Annotated in this window: 16 protein-coding genes and 1 pseudogene; 11 read left to right on the top strand and 6 right to left on the bottom strand. The window is 65.9% G+C overall.

Annotated features, from left to right (window positions below; all coding sequences use genetic code 11):
• Window positions 1–61: 61 nt before the first annotated feature.
• From B0E41_RS24655 to B0E41_RS24635, 5 genes are all read right to left on the bottom strand, one after another.
• Window positions 62–1,342 carry a TRAP transporter large permease subunit gene (locus tag B0E41_RS24655; protein WP_077335511.1) on the bottom strand — a complete coding sequence of 427 codons (1,281 nt, stop codon included), beginning with the start codon at window positions 1,340–1,342 and terminating at the stop codon, window positions 62–64.
• The gene (locus B0E41_RS24650; protein ID WP_077335509.1) at window positions 1,339–1,932 is read right to left on the bottom strand and encodes a TRAP transporter small permease; all 594 of its coding nucleotides are present in this window, start codon (window positions 1,930–1,932) and stop codon (window positions 1,339–1,341) included. Before B0E41_RS24650 ends, B0E41_RS24655 begins: the two co-directional genes overlap by 4 nt.
• 63 nt (window positions 1,933–1,995) lie before the next feature.
• Window positions 1,996–3,021: a TRAP transporter substrate-binding protein gene (locus B0E41_RS24645; protein ID WP_077335507.1), complete on the bottom strand. Its 1,026-nt coding sequence runs from the start codon at window positions 3,019–3,021 to the stop codon at window positions 1,996–1,998.
• 78 nt (window positions 3,022–3,099) lie between these two features.
• Window positions 3,100–4,347 (bottom strand): enolase C-terminal domain-like protein, encoded by a 1,248-nt coding sequence (locus tag B0E41_RS24640; RefSeq protein WP_077335505.1) that lies wholly within the window; start codon window positions 4,345–4,347, stop codon window positions 3,100–3,102.
• Window positions 4,348–4,387: 40 nt separating this feature from the next.
• A complete protein-coding gene (locus B0E41_RS24635; RefSeq protein ID WP_077335503.1) occupies window positions 4,388–5,170 on the bottom strand; it encodes an SDR family oxidoreductase in 783 nt (260 codons plus the stop codon).
• A gap of 139 nt (window positions 5,171–5,309) precedes the next feature.
• Between B0E41_RS24635 and B0E41_RS24630 the strand changes: the two genes are divergently transcribed.
• From B0E41_RS24630 to B0E41_RS24595, 8 genes are all read left to right on the top strand, one after another.
• Entirely contained in the window at window positions 5,310–6,080 is a 771-nt protein-coding gene (locus B0E41_RS24630; RefSeq protein WP_077335501.1) for a FadR/GntR family transcriptional regulator, read from the top strand.
• Window positions 6,081–6,151: 71 nt separating this feature from the next.
• Entirely contained in the window at window positions 6,152–6,514 is a 363-nt protein-coding gene (locus B0E41_RS24625) for a DUF1801 domain-containing protein (RefSeq protein ID WP_077335499.1), read from the top strand.
• Between the two features lie 65 nt (window positions 6,515–6,579).
• Window positions 6,580–7,296: a two-component system response regulator CreB gene (gene creB / locus B0E41_RS24620; protein ID WP_077335497.1), complete on the top strand. Its 717-nt coding sequence runs from the start codon at window positions 6,580–6,582 to the stop codon at window positions 7,294–7,296.
• A 1-nt stretch (window position 7,297) separates the two neighbouring features.
• On the top strand, window positions 7,298–8,737 hold the full coding sequence (gene creC / locus B0E41_RS24615) for a two-component system sensor histidine kinase CreC (protein WP_077335495.1): 1,440 nt from the start codon (window positions 7,298–7,300) through the stop codon (window positions 8,735–8,737).
• A 205-nt stretch (window positions 8,738–8,942) separates the two neighbouring features.
• Window positions 8,943–9,323 carry a hypothetical protein gene (locus tag B0E41_RS24610; RefSeq protein ID WP_077335493.1) on the top strand — a complete coding sequence of 127 codons (381 nt, stop codon included), beginning with the start codon at window positions 8,943–8,945 and terminating at the stop codon, window positions 9,321–9,323.
• A 126-nt stretch (window positions 9,324–9,449) separates the two neighbouring features.
• A complete protein-coding gene (creD, locus tag B0E41_RS24605) occupies window positions 9,450–10,832 on the top strand; it encodes a cell envelope integrity protein CreD (RefSeq protein ID WP_171984869.1) in 1,383 nt (460 codons plus the stop codon).
• Window positions 10,833–10,848: 16 nt separating this feature from the next.
• Window positions 10,849–11,421, top strand: a complete 573-nt coding sequence (locus B0E41_RS24600) for a metal-dependent hydrolase (protein WP_077335489.1) — start codon at window positions 10,849–10,851, stop codon at window positions 11,419–11,421.
• The gene (locus B0E41_RS24595; RefSeq protein WP_077335487.1) at window positions 11,406–12,812 is read left to right on the top strand and encodes a radical SAM protein; all 1,407 of its coding nucleotides are present in this window, start codon (window positions 11,406–11,408) and stop codon (window positions 12,810–12,812) included. Before B0E41_RS24600 ends, B0E41_RS24595 begins: the two co-directional genes overlap by 16 nt.
• Before the next feature lie 246 nt (window positions 12,813–13,058).
• Here the strand turns inward: B0E41_RS24595 and B0E41_RS24590 are convergent, their stop codons facing one another.
• Window positions 13,059–13,556, bottom strand: a complete 498-nt coding sequence (locus B0E41_RS24590) for an Lrp/AsnC family transcriptional regulator (RefSeq protein ID WP_077335485.1) — start codon at window positions 13,554–13,556, stop codon at window positions 13,059–13,061.
• Between the two features lie 118 nt (window positions 13,557–13,674).
• Between B0E41_RS24590 and B0E41_RS24585 the strand changes: the two genes are divergently transcribed.
• The 3 genes and pseudogenes from B0E41_RS24585 to B0E41_RS24575 all read left to right on the top strand — a co-directional run.
• Complete coding sequence (locus B0E41_RS24585; protein ID WP_077335483.1) at window positions 13,675–13,983, top strand: 4a-hydroxytetrahydrobiopterin dehydratase; 309 nt, start codon at window positions 13,675–13,677, stop codon at window positions 13,981–13,983.
• 2 nt (window positions 13,984–13,985) lie between these two features.
• Window positions 13,986–14,882, top strand: a complete 897-nt coding sequence (phhA, locus tag B0E41_RS24580) for a phenylalanine 4-monooxygenase (RefSeq protein ID WP_077335481.1) — start codon at window positions 13,986–13,988, stop codon at window positions 14,880–14,882.
• Window positions 14,883–14,962: 80 nt separating this feature from the next.
• Window positions 14,963–15,279, top strand: a pseudogene (locus B0E41_RS24575) (hypothetical protein); the annotation flags it as partial.

Here is a 15,279-nt window from a genome sequence, read left to right as displayed (position 1 = left end):
GAATGACAAGTGCTTCCATGATGGGTCGGCTTGATGGAGTGAGGGGGAAGGGCGGGGGCGTTCAGCGCGTCATCATCTGCAGCGGCCACATGACGATCTGCGGGAACACCACCAGCAGGAACATCACGATGGTCTGCGCCACCATGAAGGGCCACACGCCTTTGATCGCGCCGCTCATGGGGATCTTGGCGACGCCGCACACCACGTTGAGCACCGTGCCCACCGGCGGTGTGACCAAGCCGATGGCGTTGTTCATGATGAACAGCACGCCGAAGTACACCGGGTCGATGCCGGCCTGGCGCAGCACCGGCATCAGCACCGGCGTCATGATCAGCACCGTGGGCGTGAAGTCCAGCGCGGTGCCGACCACCAGCACCAGCAGCATCAGCACGAAGGTCAGCAGCATCTTGTTGTCCATCAGCGGCTCAACCAGTTCCACCAACTGCTGCGGGATGTTGGCCGTGGTGATGAGCCAGGCCGAGACGCCCGCGGCCGACACCAGGAACATGATGATCGCCGTGGTTTCCGCGGCACGGTAGAACAGGTGGAACAGCTGTTTGAGCTTGATCTCGCGGTAGACCACCGTGCCCACGAACAGCGAGTACACCGCCGCGATCACGGCCGCTTCGGTGGGCGTGAAGATGCCGAACTTCAGGCCGCCGATGATCACGATGGGCAGCGTGAGCGCCCACAGCGCCTCGCGCGTCGCCGTCATGCGCTCGGCCGTGCTGCGCTTGGGCTCGGCCTGCACCTTGTCGTGACCAATCGACCAGCGCCAGGCCAGCATGATCGCCACGCCCATCAGGACGCCGGGCACGATGCCGGCGATGAAGAGCTTGGTGATCGAGACACCGCCGGTCACGCCGTACAAGATCATCGCAATCGAGGGCGGGATCACCGGCGCGATGATGCCGCCGCAGGCGATCAGGCCGCAGGAGCGGTTCACGTTGTAGCCGGCGTTGCGCATCATCGGCACCAGCACGGCGGCGAGAGCCGCGGTGTCGGCCACGGCCGAGCCCGACAGCGAGGCCATGATCACGGCCGCCATGACGGCCACGTAACCCAGGCCGCCCCGGATGTGGCCGACCCAGGACATCGCCATCATGATGATGCGGCGCGTCATGCCGCCGGCGTTCATGAACTCGCCGGCCAGCATGAAGAAGGGCACGGCCAGCAGCGGGAAGCTGTTGGCGCCGTCCCACATGTTCTGGATCACGATCTGCGGGTCGGTGACGCCCATGTAGAACATCATCACGATGCCGCAGCCGATCAGCGCAAAGGCCACCGGCATGCCCAGCGCCATCAGGCCGAGAAGGGAAGCGATGAAAACGAAGATGGTCATGATTTGGCTCCGCCGTGGGCTGGGTGGGCGGCTGCCTGAGCGTTCATTTCCCGCTCGGCTTCGAGGGCATCGACCATGCCCTCTTCGTGCACGTCAATCAGCTCGTCGTCAGACACCTTGCCTGCGATGAGGCGCACGAGGTTGGACAGGCAGATCAGGCCAATGGCCGAGCCCGTCAGGTAGCTCACGCCGAAGACCCAGAGCATGCTCAGCTGCGCCACCGGCGAGGCGTTGCCTTCGATGATCTCGTGTTGCAGGTAGGTGCCGTAGACGATGTACACGCAGCACACCAGCATCACTGCCTGGCTCAGGCCCCAGCACACCTTGCGCCCGAGCACGGGCAGGGCCTGCACCAGAATGTCCACCCCCAGGTGGGCGCGGCGGCGCATGCCGACGATGGCGCCGAGGAAGGTCATCCAGACAAAAGCGAAACGCGGTATCTCCTCCGAGAGGTCGATGCCGGTGTTGAAGAACAGCCGCAGGATGACGTTGCCGAACACCATGACCAGCATGACCACCAGGCACAGCACCATCACGACCTCAAGCGCGCGCGTCAGCCAGTCGGCCAAGGCCTTGAATGTGTTTCCCATGGGAGTCCCCGGGTTGAATGAAGGAAGAGAACCGGGTGGGCCCCAAGGCCCACCCGATGTGCCTTACTTGGCGGCGCGGGCCTTGTCGATCTCGGCGTAGAAGCCTTTGACGAAGTCCTCGCCAATGATCGGAGCGAACTTGGCGACCACGGGCTTGACCTTCTCCTGGATGCGGGCGAGTTCGGCCGGGCTCACGGTGTTCATGGTCACGCCAGCGGCCTTGAACTTGGCCACCACGTCGTTGTCACCCTCGTCCAGCAGCTTGCGCTGCAGCAGGCCGGCTTCGGTGGCGGCTTTCTGGATGCCGGCCTGGTCGGCCGGGGAGAGGGTGTCCCAGAACTTCTTGGACGCCACCAGTGCCACGGGCGTGTACACATGGTTGGTGACCGAAATGAACTTCTGCACTTCCTGCATCTTGTTGGAGTACATGTGCACCAGCGGGTTTTCCTGGCCGTCGAGCGCCTTGATCTCCAGCGCCGGGAACACCTCGGCGAAGGCCATGGGCACGGCGTTGGCGCCGATGGTCTTCCAGGTTTCCAGCGCCACCGGGTTGGCCATCACGCGGATCTTCAGGCCGGCCACGTCTTCCAGCTTGTTGACGCTGCGCTTGCTGTTGGACAGGTTGCGAAAGCCCATGCCGGTCCAGGTCAGGCCCACCAGGCCGGCGGGCTCGATCTTCTGGAAGATCGCCTTGGACGAGGCGCCATCCAGCACCGCGTAGACCTCTTTCTCGTTCTGGAACATGAAGGGCAGGTCCCAGACCTGCACTTCCTTCACGCGGGTGGACAGCGGCGCGAGCGTGCCGATGTACAGCTCCTGCGTGCCCGACTGCACCGCTTGCAGCTGCTTCTCGTCGCTGCCCAGGGAACCGCCGTGGTAGGCCTGCACCTTCACATTGCCCTTGGTGTAGGCGGTGGCCAGCTCGGCGAACTTGTTCATCGCCGCCGCCTGCGGGTGGCTCTCGGGCATGGCGTGGCCGATCTTGGCCTTGACTTCGGCCAGCGCGGCGGTGGAGCACAGCGCGAGCGCGGCACCCACCATCAACGTCAGGCGGCGCAGGGTGAAATGGGATGAGGTTATGGATGTCATGCGGTTGTCTCCTGCTTGGTGTGGTGAGGAAGTGGGCGGTGCAGGTCCAAGCACCTGCGTCGCCGAAAAACGGAGGGTTCAGGGGGTCTGCAGCGTGCCGTCGATCAAACGCGTCTGCGTCCAGGTGGTCACACCGGCATCACACGGGTACTTGGCCGCTTCGGCCTCGTTGATGTCCACGCCCAGGCCGGGCTGGTCGTTGGCGTACACATAGCCGTTGCGGAACTCGGGCAGACCGGGGAACACGTCGAGCAGCGCTTCGCGTGGGCCTTTGAGTTCCTGGATCACGAAGTTCGGCGGCTCGGTGCCCGACCATTCCTGCACGCCGAAGTTGCGCGCGGCCAGGTCGATGTGGATGTTGGCCGCGTGCGCCAGCGGCGACATGTCGCCCGGGCCGTGCCACGCGGTGCGCACGCCGTACTGCTCGGCAAACAGCTGCAGCTTGCGGCCCGGCGTGATGCCGCCCACCTGGCTCAGGTGCACGCGGATGAAATCGATCAGCCGCTCGGCGATCAGGCCGCGCCACTCGAACGGGTGGTTGAACAGCTCGCCCTGCGCCAGCGGGATGCTGGTTTTGTCGCGCAGCTGGCGGATCCACTCGCCTTCTTCGAGCGCAATGGCGTCTTCCAGGAAGAACAGCTCGAAAGGCTCCAGCGCCTGGGCAAAGCGGATCGCGTCGCTGGGCTTGAGCCGCTCGTGCACGTCGTGGCACAGCTCCACGTCAAAGCCCACGTGGCTGCGGATGTGGTCAAACATCTTGACCGTGTCGCGCATGTACTTTCGCGCGTCCAGGTACACGCCGGCCGGCGCGCGCTCGGGCGCGCTGCCAGGCGCGGCACCGAAGCCACCGCCGCCGTAGCCGCCGCTCTGGCAGCGGATGTGCGTGATGCCCTGTTCGCGGTACCTCTGGATGTTGTCGCACAGCTCGCTCAGGGAACCGCCGTCGGCGTGGCGGTAGATCGGCACGCCCTCGCGCACCTTGCCGCCGAACAGCTGGTACAGTGGCATGTCGGCCAGCTTGCCCTTGATGTCCCACAGCGCCATGTCGATGCCCGAGATGGCGTTGTTCTCGATCGGGCCGTTGCGCCAGTAGGCGTTCTGGTGCATCAGCTGCCACAGCTCTTCGATGGCGTGCGCATCGCGCCCCACCACCAGTGGCTTGAGGTACTGCTCCACCAGGCACTTCACCGCGAGGTGGCGGTAGGCGAAGGTGGCGCAGCCCAGGCCGTAGAGGCCCGGCTGGTTGGTCTCGACCTTGACCACCATCAGGTTGATGCCTTCGGGGGCGGTCAGGATGACCTTGACGTCAGTGATGAGCGTGGACATGGGGTGTCTCGAATGTCGGTGGGGGGCGGCGGTGCGCGGTTCAGAGCACCGAGAGCCAGCCACCGTCCACGTAAATGATCTGGCCGTTGACGTAGTTGGAGGCGGCGGACGACAGGAAGACCGCTGTGCCCACGAGCTCCTCGGGCTGGCCCCAGCGCTGCGACGGGTTGCTGCTTTTCACCCAGGCGTCGAAGCTCGGGTTGTTCACCAGCGCCTCGTTCATGTCGGTCAGGATGTAGCCAGGGCCGATGGAGTTGGCCTGGATGTTGAACTGCGCCCACTCCGCCGCCATCGCCTTGGACAGCAGCTTGATGCCGCCCTTGGCCACCGTGTAGGGCGCCACCGTGGCGCGCGCGGCCTCGCTGGTGAGCGAGCCGACGTTGATGATCTTGCCGCCCTGGCCGCGCGCGATCATGCGGCGCGCCGCGGCCCGGCCCACCAGGAAAGCGGCGGTGAGGTTGGTGTCCATGACGCGCTGCCAGTCGGCCAGGGCCAGCTCGACCATGGGCTGGCGGTGCTGGATGCCGGCGTTGTTGATCAGGATGTGAATGGCCAGGCCCTGCTGGTCAAAGCCGGCGAAGGCCGCTTCCACCGAGGCCTCGTCCGCCACGTCAAAGGCCGCACCCACCGCGTCCAGCCCCTGGGCCTGGAGTTTCTTCACGGCTTCTTCCACCGCCGCCGCCTGGCGGCTGTTGACGATGACTTTCGCGCCCGCCTCGGCCAGGCCCTGGGCAAAGGCAAAACCGATGCCGCGGGAGGAGCCGGTGATCAGGGCGGTGCGACCGCTGAGGTTGAACAGGGAGGGGCTGGCGTTGGATTTCATGGCGGCGAATATATAATACGTATGATGTTTGAATAGTCATGGAAAACCCTAGGTATTGGCGTGCTTCGTCGTCGTTGATACTCTGGTAGTGACCTGGATGGCTGGGCTTCCATATGTCATACCTCCTACAAAAACAAACATGAATCCACGCACTGCGCCACGCGCCACGTTCCAGGAGCAGGTCCTGGACACGCTGGGCCGGGAAATCTGCTCGGGCCAGATCCGGCCTGGGCAACTGCTGCCGCCCGAGGCCGATCTGTGCGCGCGCTTCGGCTTCAGCCGCATCGTCATCCGCGAGGCCATCAAGTCGCTGGCGGCCAAGGGCTTGCTGGAGGTGGCGCGCCGGGTGGGCACCCTGGTGCTGGAGCCCACGCGCTGGAACCTGTTCGACCCGGACATCATTTTTTGGCGCGCCGAGTCCGCCGTGTTCGACCCCATCCTCTCGCGCGACCTCATGGAGATGCGCCGCGTCATCGAGCCAGCGGCCGTGCGCATGGCCGCGCTGCGCGCCAGCGACGAAGACCGCCGCAACCTGCGCTCGGCCTACATGGCCATGGCACGCGCCGTCGCCGGCAAGGGCGACTACGTGAAGGCCGATCTGGCCTTTCACAACACCATCCTCTCGGCCTGCGGCAACCAGTTCGTGCGCCAGATGCAGGACGCCATGTCCGCGCTGCTGCGGGTCAGCTTCGACGTGATCACCACCAAACCCGGAGGGCCGGCGCACTCGCTGCCGCTGCACGAAGCGGTGTGCGTGGCCATCGAGCAGGGCGACGCGGAGGCGGCCGAGCGGGCCGCGTTGATCCTGATCGACGGGGCCGAAGAAGACCTGCGCGAGTTGGTGCCGGTGCGTGCGCTGGAAGCGCGCTCTGCGCCTTCTGCGCCAGCGCTCGCGCGGGCGGCTGGCTGAGGGGCTGCTGCCACCCCGTTGTCAGCAGGCTCGCGTAGGCTTGCGGCACCTTCGGCAGACCACAGCTCACCATGACCAGCCAACGCATCCACGATTTGCTCAGCGACATCCGCCTCACCAGCGAGACCCACTTCCAGCTGGTCTCGCAACTGCGCGCCCTCATCCAAACCACCGTGCCGGGCGCGACCGACGAGGTCAAGTACGGCGGCTTTCTCTTCTCGGCGGACGGCGTGCCGTTCTGTGGCGTGTTTGCGTACAGCGCCCACGTGTCGCTCGAGTTCGGCCACGGCGCCGCCATGCCCGACCCACACCATGTCCTGCAAGGCTCGGGGAAGCTGCGCCGGCACATCAAGCTCAGCAGCGTGGACGACATCGCTCATCAGCATGTGGCGCTCTACATTCCGCTTGCGCTGGAGGCTGCGCGGCGCGCCTGACCCGCGCGGGGGCGTGCCTCGCACGGCACCTATGATCACGGGCTGACGCACCCACCGAGACCCCTATGGCGCAACGCATCCTCCTTCTCGAAGACGAACCCGCCATCGCCGACACGCTGCTCTACACCTTGCGCAACGAGGGCTTCGAGGTGACGCATGTGCGGCTCGCGAGTGAGGCGCTCGCGGCCTTCCGCGCCCAGGCGCCCGACCTCGCCATCCTCGACGTTGGCGTGCCCGACGGCAATGGGTTTGACGTCTGCCGAGCCATCCGCAAGACCAGCGAACTGCCCATCGTCTTTTTGACCGCACGCAGCGAGGAGATCGATCGCGTGCTGGGCCTGGAGCTGGGCGCCGACGACTACGTGAGCAAACCGTTTTCCCCGCGCGAGGTCTGCGCCCGGGTGCGCGCCATCTTGCGGCGCTACGCGAACGGGCTGTCGGCCGGCTCGGGCGCCTCGCTCACCGCGCCCGCCACCGCCGTCGATGTGCCGGGCGCTTTGCCGCTGCGGCTCGACGAAACCTCGCAGCGCATCAGCTGCCGAGGCGAGCTGCTCTCGCTCACCCGCTACGAGTATCTGCTGCTCGCCACGCTGCTCAAGCGGCCGCAGCGCATCTTTTCACGCACCGAGCTGATGGAGCTGGTCTGGGCCGACGCGCCCGACACGGCCGACCGCACGGTCGACGCCCACATCAAGCTGCTGCGCGCCAAGCTGCGCGAGCGCGGGGTGTCGGCAGATCTGATCCAGACGCATCGGAACATGGGTTACTCCCTGCAAGCCTGACATGCGCATAGGCCTGCGTCTCCTTCTCGCCTTCTTCTTGGTGCTCGGCCTGGCGCTGTTCGTGGTGCTGCGCATCTTTCTCGAAGAGGTCAAACCCGGCACGCGGCTGGCGATGGAGGACAGCCTGGTGGATGCGGCCTATGCGCTGGCCCAGCTGGCTGCGCCCGACATGAAGGCCGGCACCATCGCCACCGGTGGCTTTGCGCAGGCGATGACGGCGCTGCCGTCGCTGAGGCCCAACGCCAACATCTGGGGTTTTCAGAAGAACCAGATCGACTACCGCATCACCATCACCGACGCGCGCGGCACCGTGGTGTTCGACAGCCGGGGCCAAGACCTGGGCAAGGACCACTCGCGCTGGAACGACGTGCTCAAAACCCTGCGCGGCGAGTACGGCGCGCGCTCCAGCGGAGAGAACCCCTACGACGCCGACCGCACGGTGATGCACGTGGCCGCCCCCATCCGCGATGGCGAGCGGATCATCGGTGTGTTGACTGTGGCGCGGCCCAACCAGACGCTGGAGCCCTACATCCAGCGCAGCCGCGACCGCATCCTCAACTGGTCGTGGGGCCTGCTCGGCATCTCGCTGGCCATCGGCCTGCTGTTCACCTGGTGGATGGCCAGCTCGCTCTCGCGGTTGCGCGGTTACGCCAACGCGGTGGCTCGCGGCGAGCGCGCCGAGCTGCCGCGCATGGGGCGCCTCTCCGGCAACACCGAGTTCAGCGACCTCGCGCAGGCGGTGGAGCGCATGCGCCTGAAGCTCGAAGACAAGGCCTATGTCGAGAACTACGTGCACACGCTCACGCACGAGCTCAAAAGCCCGCTCGCGGGCATCCGCGGCGCGGCCGAGTTGCTGCAGGAGCCGCTGCCCGAGGCCGAACGCGAGCGCTTCGCGGCCAACATCCAGCGCCAGACCGAGCGCCTGCAGCAGCTGATCGACCGACTGCTGGCGCTGGCCGACGTGGAGCAGATGCGCGGGCTGGGCGCGGTGGAGCCGGTGGATCTCGTGGTGCTCACGCGCGAGCTGCTGCACGCCGCCGAGCCGCGCACCCGGCGCAAGGGGCTGCGCACCGTCGACGAGCTGGGCGAGGGCGGGGTGGTGCGAGGCAACCGCTTCCTGATCGCGCAGGCGCTGCAGAACCTGCTGGACAACGCCATCGATTTCTCTCCCCAGGGCGGCGCGCTCACGCTGCGGCTGGCGAGCGACGGCAGCAAGACGGAATGGTCGGTGCGCGACGAAGGCCCGGGCGTACCCGACTACGCGATGGGCCGCATCTTCGAGCGCTTCTACTCGCTGCCGCGCAGCGACACGCAAGACAAGAGCTCCGGCCTGGGCCTGTGTCTGGTGAAAGAGGTGAGCGACCTGCACGGCGGTGAGGTTCGCGTGGAGAACGTCGAAGGGCCTCGCGGCTGCATGGCCACCTGGCGCCTGCCGGCCTGACGGGTTCTTCTTTTTTGTGCTGAGCATCTGAGGCACGGCCCGTTGGGCAGGACGCTTCGAAATCCGTTCGCGGCTTCTTCTTGCCTGGTTCTCACCCGCTTCACGCCCGGTACCTGAAGGGTCTTCAGAATGGTGCCGGGGTGTGGCGGTGTGCTGCGCTTGCCTTGGCCAATGGTGGCGATTCCATTCAAATTGTTTTCAATTCATGAAGATTTCATTGATTCTTCTTGCGCTGTTGTCGGGCACTTTTTTTGTCATTGAAATGGGCAATGAGAGTCCGGGTCTGTATGTGCTTTTGATGGGCATATTGGTGGCCGTTGTGGTGACGGCTCCCTTGGGTATTCTGGGTGGATTTGTGTTGTCATTTTTCATTCGCAGCAAGGGCTTTGGGTTTGGTTTGATCAGTTTTCTTTTGGCATGTTTGATGCTCTTTTTGCCGAGTGGATGGGGTATTGAGATCGGGCCTTCTGGTGTGGTGGTGTTTCTTCTGTTTGAGTGTTTTCTCATCCCTTCCTTTCTCGCCGGTTGGGGCTTGGCCGGTTGTCTTCGCAAGATGGGTGGAAAGATCAAGGCCAAGCCTGTGTGAGGTGACGTTGAAGCGTTTTTGATTTCGGTCGAGATGCGGAGATTTCACACCCGCTTCACACAGCCCACACGGTCGCCGCACGGTGGTTTTCAAGAATCGCTCCATCCCCAACCCCAGGAGCGGAAATTGAACAAACACCCCTTGATAAACAAGACCGCAGTCATCGGTTTTCTGATCGTCGTCCTCTTCCTCGCGCTGGCGGTGGTGCGCGGTCTGGTGCATGAACGCACCCAGAACCGTGACGCCGCCGTCACCGATGTCACCCATGCACACGCGGGCGCGCAGACCCTGGTCGGGCCGGTGCTGCATCTGCCCTATACCGAGACCTTCACCCGCACCGTCGTGGTCGATGCCGCCACCGGCGCCCGGCGTGAAGATACGTTGACCGAGGCACGAGTGGCCTTTGTGTTCCCGGAAACGCTGGACACCAAGGGCCGCCTCACCACCGACCTGCGTTGGCGCGGCATCTTCCCCGTGCGGGTCTACACCAGCCACCACGACACGGTCGGGCGCTTCGTCTGGCCGGTGGTGGCGCCGCGCGAAAAGGGCGGGCAGATCGTGCTCGGTCAGCCGCGCGTGATCATGGGCGTGAGCGACTTGCGGGGCTTGATGAGTCCGCCCGTGCTCAAGCTGGCCGGGCAACAGCTTCCGGTCGGCTCATCGCCCACGACCGCCGAGCTTCCCTTGCCGTTGTCGGCCACTTTCGACAGCGCCGCGTTCAAGCCCGGCGACGCGCTGGACTTCACCCTGGGGCTGGACCTGGCCGGGACCGGCAGCATCGCCTGGGCGCCGCTGGCAGGCGACAACCGGGTCAGTCTGGTGTCTGCCTGGCCGCACCCGAGCTTTGGTGGCAATTTCCTGCCGCGCAGCCGCAGTGTCGGCGCCAGCGGTTTTGAGGCGAGCTGGAGCGTGCCGTCGCTTTCGACGCAGGCGCAGCAGAAATTCCTGGCCTCGGGTGGCAAGGTGTTCGTTATGGACAGCTTCTCGGTGTCACTGGACGACCCCGTGGATGTCTATCGCCTGACGGACCGCGCCACCAAGTACGGAATGATGTTCATCGTGCTCACCTTCGCCGCCTTCTTCGTGCTGGAGATGGTCAAGCGCTGGCGCATCCACCCGATGCAATACCTCATGATCGGCGCGGCGCTCGTGCTGTTTTTCCTGTTGCTGCTGTCGCTTTCGGAGCAACTCGATTTCCTCTGGGCCTATCTGATCGCCAGTGCGGGCTGCATCGCTTTGCTCACCCACTATCTGGGCCATGTGCTGGGCAGCGCGCGTGCGGGGCTGGGCATGGGCGGGTTGCTGGTGGCGCTGTACGGCGTGCTCTACGGCATCCTGATGTCGGAAGACAGCGCGCTGATGATGGGTTCGTTGCTGCTGTTCGGTGTGCTCGCCGCCATCATGGTCGCCACGCGCAAGATCGACTGGTACAACGTGATGGGCAGCGAACCCAGGCCCACGGCGCCACAAGGTTCACCGCAAACGCCATCACCCGAGCCGGTGGTCTGAGCGGGGCAGAGCGGCCATGGCCACCTACCTCCACTTCGCCCCGGCGATCGCGCTGGCGGTGGCGATCGGCCCGCGCACCGTGGGCTGGCGGCTCACGCTGGCCGGCGCGGTCTTTGCCGTGCTGCCCGATGCCGACTTCGCCCTCGTCACGCTCGGGATCGACCGGTACAGCGGCCCCTACGGGCACCGGGGCTTCACACACTCCCTCGGTTTCGCCCTGGCCCTGGGGGCCTTTGGCGCCCTGTGGGCGGGGCCCGGGCGAGGCCGGCGGCTCGGCGCGGCGGCTTTCCTGGCGCTGTGCACGCTCTCGCATCCCGTGCTCGACGGCCTGCTGGACCGCGGCATCTGCAACGCCTGGCTCTGGCCCTTCGAAGAGGCTCGCATCTGTCTGGACTGGCGACCGGTGCCCATGCTCGGGGTGCCGCTCTTTGGCATGGAGCGCTTGCGCAGGGAGCTGATCTGGATCGGCATCCCGCTGGTCGTGTCCAGCCTCACCGCGGTGTGGCTTCGCTGGGGCTGGCGGCGGCTGCGCACTGCCGTCCCCACCATACCCGCTCGGGCGAAAGGCCGAACATGCACGTCAAACTGATTCTTCCTGCCTTGAAGGAAGCCGGCACTGCGCAGTGGCGCCCCATCAAGTACGCCCTGTTCCCGCCGCTGGGGCTGGCGACGCTGGCCGCGTACCTGGACCCGACGGACACGGTCGATCTGGTGGACCAGCACGTCGAGGCGCTGGACTTGAACGACACGCCCGATCTGGTGCTGATTCAGGTCTACATCACCAACGCCCGGCGCGCCTACCAGATCGCCGACCACTACCGCGCCAAGGGTTGCCACGTCTGCCTCGGCGGTTTGCACGTGACCTCGCTCCCCGACGAGGCCGCGCAACACGCCGACACCGTGTTCCTGGGCCCGGGGGAAGACAGCTTTCCGCGCTTCCTGGCCGATTTCCGCAGACGCCAGCCTCAGGCGCGCTACGCCTCGACGCTGCGCACGCTCGACGGCTTACCCCCGGTGCGCCGTGACCTGATCCGGCGCGAGAACTACCTGGTGCCCAACGCCATCGTGGTGAGCCGGGGCTGCCCCTACCGCTGCAGCTTTTGCTACAAGGAGGCTTTTTTTGAGGGTGGCAAGTCGTTCTACACGCAGAAGGTGGACGCGGCGCTCGCCGAGATCAACCGCTTGCCCGGCAGGCACCTGTACTTCCTCGACGACCACTTGCTGGGCGACGCGCGTTTTGCGCGCGAGCTGTTTGCGGGCATGCGCGGCATGAACCGTTTGTTCCAGGGGGCTTCCACCGTCAACGCCATCACCCAGGGTGACCTGATCGAACGCGCGGCAGCGGCGGGCTTGCGCAGCGTGTTCATTGGCTTCGAGTCGCTGGGGCAGGAGAGCCTGGGGTTTTCCAACAAACGCCAGAACCTGGGGCGCGACTACGACGAGGCGATCAACCGCCTGGACAGCCTGGGCATCAAGATCAATGGCAGCTTCGTCTTCGGGCTCGATGGCGATACACCCGACGTGTTTGCCCGCACAGTGGAGTGGGCCGTCTCGCGCGGCCTGACCACCGCCACCTTCCACATCGCCACGCCGTACCCCGGGACGGCGTTTCACCGGCAGATGTCGCAAGAGGGGCGCATGCTGCACGACGACTGGGACCTCTACGACACCCGCCACGTGGTGTTTGAGCCCCGGGGCATGAGCGCTGCGCAACTGGAGGCGGGCTATGCGTGGGCCTATCAGAACTTCTATTCATGGCGAAACATCGGTCGCGCCAGCCTGCACCATGCCGACCCGCTGGCAGGCCTGACCCATTTCGCCTACAGCGCGGCCTGGAAAAAAGCCGAACCGTTGTGGAACCTGGCGATCCAGACGGGGCTGCTGGGCCAGACGCGGCGGGGGCTGGAGTGGGTGCTGGGTGCTCGGCGCGCGCTGAGCAGACCCCATTCGGCGGCGGCTGCACCGGAGTTGCGGTCATGAGCGCAGCGCCCGCGGCGCTGCATCAGGAACTGGTCGCTACGCGCGAGTCCCTGCGGTCGGACGCTCACCTGGAACGGGTACCGCGCGAACAGCGCGAACGCCGCGCCCTGGCTGCTCGGGTGTTCCTGCTGACGCTGCAATTGCACTGGCGGGGGTGTTCAGCGCCGTCCGTCAGAAGCCCATCGGCTTCGCCATCGCCGCCGTTCGGGGCTGGCTGATCCGAGGGGAGGGTGCGGGCGCTGCCGCTCAATCCAGCGGCAGCGCCCCCGTGTTCTTCAACTCGTTCAGGCACACGCTGGAGCGCACGCCGTTGACACCGGGCAACTGCGCCAGCGTGCCGAGCAAGAAGTCGGACAAGGCCTTCAGGTCGCGTGCCACCACCTTGCACACGTAGTCGAAATCGCCGGTCACGGCGTAACACTCCAGCACCTGCGACATCTTGCCCACGTTGCGCTGGAACTTCTGAACCTCCTTGAACTGGCCCCGGTCCATGGTGATGTGCACGAAGGCCGTCACCCCCAGGCCCAGCCGGTCGGCGTCGAGCCGCGCTTCGTAGCGTTTGATGAAGCCCATCGCCTCCAGCCGCTTGTGGCGCCGGTTGCTTTGCGCCGGGGACAGGTGCACCTGCGCGGCCAGCTCCTGGTTGCTGATGCGGCCGTTGGCCTGCAGGGCGTCGAGGATACGGCGGTCCAGCCGGTCGAGGGAGGACGGGTGCAAGGATTCGTCGTGGATGTCAGCGTTCATGAGAGATTCCACCGTCGTGGCAGGGTTTTGGCGGCATGGATGAAAGCCCATTGTCCGTGAAGCGGCGCAAACTGTGCAGCTTCAACAACGGCCCGCAGTGGCCGAACCGGAGACCTCCATGACCCCTCTCGATGTGCAGATGACCCGCGAGCTGCTGGCCGGCTTGCCTGACTGGACGGTGGACCGCGAGCGCGGTGCCATCAGCCGCTCGTTCCGCTTCCAGGACTTCGTCCAGGCCTTCGGCTTCATGAGCCAGATGGCGCTGGTGTCCGAGAAGATGGACCACCACCCCGAGTGGTTCAACGTCTACAACCGCGTGGACGTCACGCTCACCACCCACGACGCCAACGGCCTGTCCACCCGCGACATCGCCTGGGCCACGCGCGCCGACACCGTGTTCGCCACCCTTGTGCCAAAGGGAGCTTGAGCATGCCTGCCGTCGAAACGCCCCAGAAACACGGCCTGGCCGCTGGCGACGCCCACCGCCCCACCAACGCCGACTGGACCATCGATCAGGGCTGGGCGAACTACACCGCCGCCGACCACGCGACCTGGAAGACGCTGTTTGAGCGGCAGGCGAAGCTGCTGCCCGGTCGCGCCTGCGATGAGTTCGTGCAGGGCATGCGCGACCTGCCGATTGGCGCCGATGAAATCCCCGACTTTCGCCGCCTGTCCGAGGTGCTGATGCAGCGAACGGGCTGGCAGATCGTCGCCGTGCCTGGCCTGGTGCCCGACGACGTGTTCTTTGATCACCTGGCGAACCGCCGCTTTCCCGCGGGCAACTTCATCCGCAAGCCGCACGAGCTGGACTACCTCGAAGAGCCCGACGTGTTCCACGACGTGTTCGGCCACGTGCCCATGCTCATGAACCCGGCCATCGCCGATTTCATCCAGGCCTACGGCCAGGGCGGCCTTCGCGCGCAGGGGCTGGGCAACCTGGCGCAGCTCGCGCGGGTGTACTGGTACACCATCGAATTCGGTCTGCTGCAACAGGCCGACGGCCTGCGCATCTACGGCGCGGGCATCGCCTCGTCGTTCACCGAAACCGTGTTCAGCCTCGACAGCCCCTCGCCCAACCGCATCCGGCTGAACCTGGAGCGGGTGATGCGCACGAACTACCGCATTGACGACTTCCAGGAAAGTTACTTCGTGGTCCGCGATCTCGACGAATTGCTGGCGTTCACCAAGATCGACTTCGCGCCGCTCTACGAGCGCGCCGCGCAGGCCCGTGAGCTGCAGCCCGGTGACGTGTTGCTCGAAGACAAGGTGTTTCACTGGGGCTACGGCAACTACCACCGCGCTAAAGCGAGGGCACACGGCGCCTGAAGAAAACACGGTGAGTGCAGGCCGGGTGGGCGGGTCCCTCGACACCACATGGAGCGGAACCGGCAGGTAACATGCCCCGCATGGACCGCCTGCAAACCCAATACCAACGCCTCTACCTGCCACCCACCGCCGAGGCGGCGGGTGCGCCCGGGCTGGTCGGCGGAGATGGCCGGGTGCGCGCGCTGGTGCTCGCCTTGCGCGGCCCCGCCGACTGGGACTTGCTCGCACCCGTGTGGCGCGGCGTGCAAGCCGATCTGGCCCTGCCCGCGCCAGCCATCGCGGTCAACGGGGTGGACGCCTTCGAGCTGTGGTTTTCGCTCGCCGAGCCCGTGCCGCTGGCCGAGGCCTCGGCCTTCCTGCAGGGCCTGCACCAGCGCTACCTCGCCGAGGTGAAGCC

This window comes from Hydrogenophaga sp. A37 (genome assembly GCF_002001205.1).
Lineage (GTDB): Bacteria > Pseudomonadota > Gammaproteobacteria > Burkholderiales > Burkholderiaceae_C > Hydrogenophaga.
The sequence above is the reverse complement of the archived record's forward strand: the minus strand, read 5'-3'. Positions and strand labels throughout refer to the sequence as shown.

Bases quoted from the DNA above. Each gene is read 5' to 3' on its own strand.
- B0E41_RS24595 (WP_077335487.1), top strand. From the start codon at position 11,406: ATGCACGTCAAACTGATTCTTCCTGCCTTGAAGGAAGCCGGCACTGCG.
- B0E41_RS24640 (WP_077335505.1), bottom strand. From the start codon at position 4,347: ATGTCCACGCTCATCACTGACGTCAAGGTCATCCTGACCGCCCCCGAA.
- phhA (WP_077335481.1), top strand. From the start codon at position 13,986: ATGCCTGCCGTCGAAACGCCCCAGAAACACGGCCTGGCCGCTGGCGAC.
- B0E41_RS24625 (WP_077335499.1), top strand. From the start codon at position 6,152: ATGACCAGCCAACGCATCCACGATTTGCTCAGCGACATCCGCCTCACC.
- creB (WP_077335497.1), top strand. From the start codon at position 6,580: ATGGCGCAACGCATCCTCCTTCTCGAAGACGAACCCGCCATCGCCGAC.
- B0E41_RS24635 (WP_077335503.1), bottom strand. From the start codon at position 5,170: ATGAAATCCAACGCCAGCCCCTCCCTGTTCAACCTCAGCGGTCGCACC.
- B0E41_RS24650 (WP_077335509.1), bottom strand. From the start codon at position 1,932: ATGGGAAACACATTCAAGGCCTTGGCCGACTGGCTGACGCGCGCGCTT.
- B0E41_RS24630 (WP_077335501.1), top strand. From the start codon at position 5,310: ATGAATCCACGCACTGCGCCACGCGCCACGTTCCAGGAGCAGGTCCTG.
- B0E41_RS24585 (WP_077335483.1), top strand. From the start codon at position 13,675: ATGACCCCTCTCGATGTGCAGATGACCCGCGAGCTGCTGGCCGGCTTG.
- B0E41_RS24590 (WP_077335485.1), bottom strand. From the start codon at position 13,556: ATGAACGCTGACATCCACGACGAATCCTTGCACCCGTCCTCCCTCGAC.
- B0E41_RS24645 (WP_077335507.1), bottom strand. From the start codon at position 3,021: ATGACATCCATAACCTCATCCCATTTCACCCTGCGCCGCCTGACGTTG.
- creC (WP_077335495.1), top strand. From the start codon at position 7,298: ATGCGCATAGGCCTGCGTCTCCTTCTCGCCTTCTTCTTGGTGCTCGGC.
- B0E41_RS24610 (WP_077335493.1), top strand. From the start codon at position 8,943: ATGAAGATTTCATTGATTCTTCTTGCGCTGTTGTCGGGCACTTTTTTT.
- B0E41_RS24655 (WP_077335511.1), bottom strand. From the start codon at position 1,342: ATGACCATCTTCGTTTTCATCGCTTCCCTTCTCGGCCTGATGGCGCTG.
- B0E41_RS24600 (WP_077335489.1), top strand. From the start codon at position 10,849: ATGGCCACCTACCTCCACTTCGCCCCGGCGATCGCGCTGGCGGTGGCG.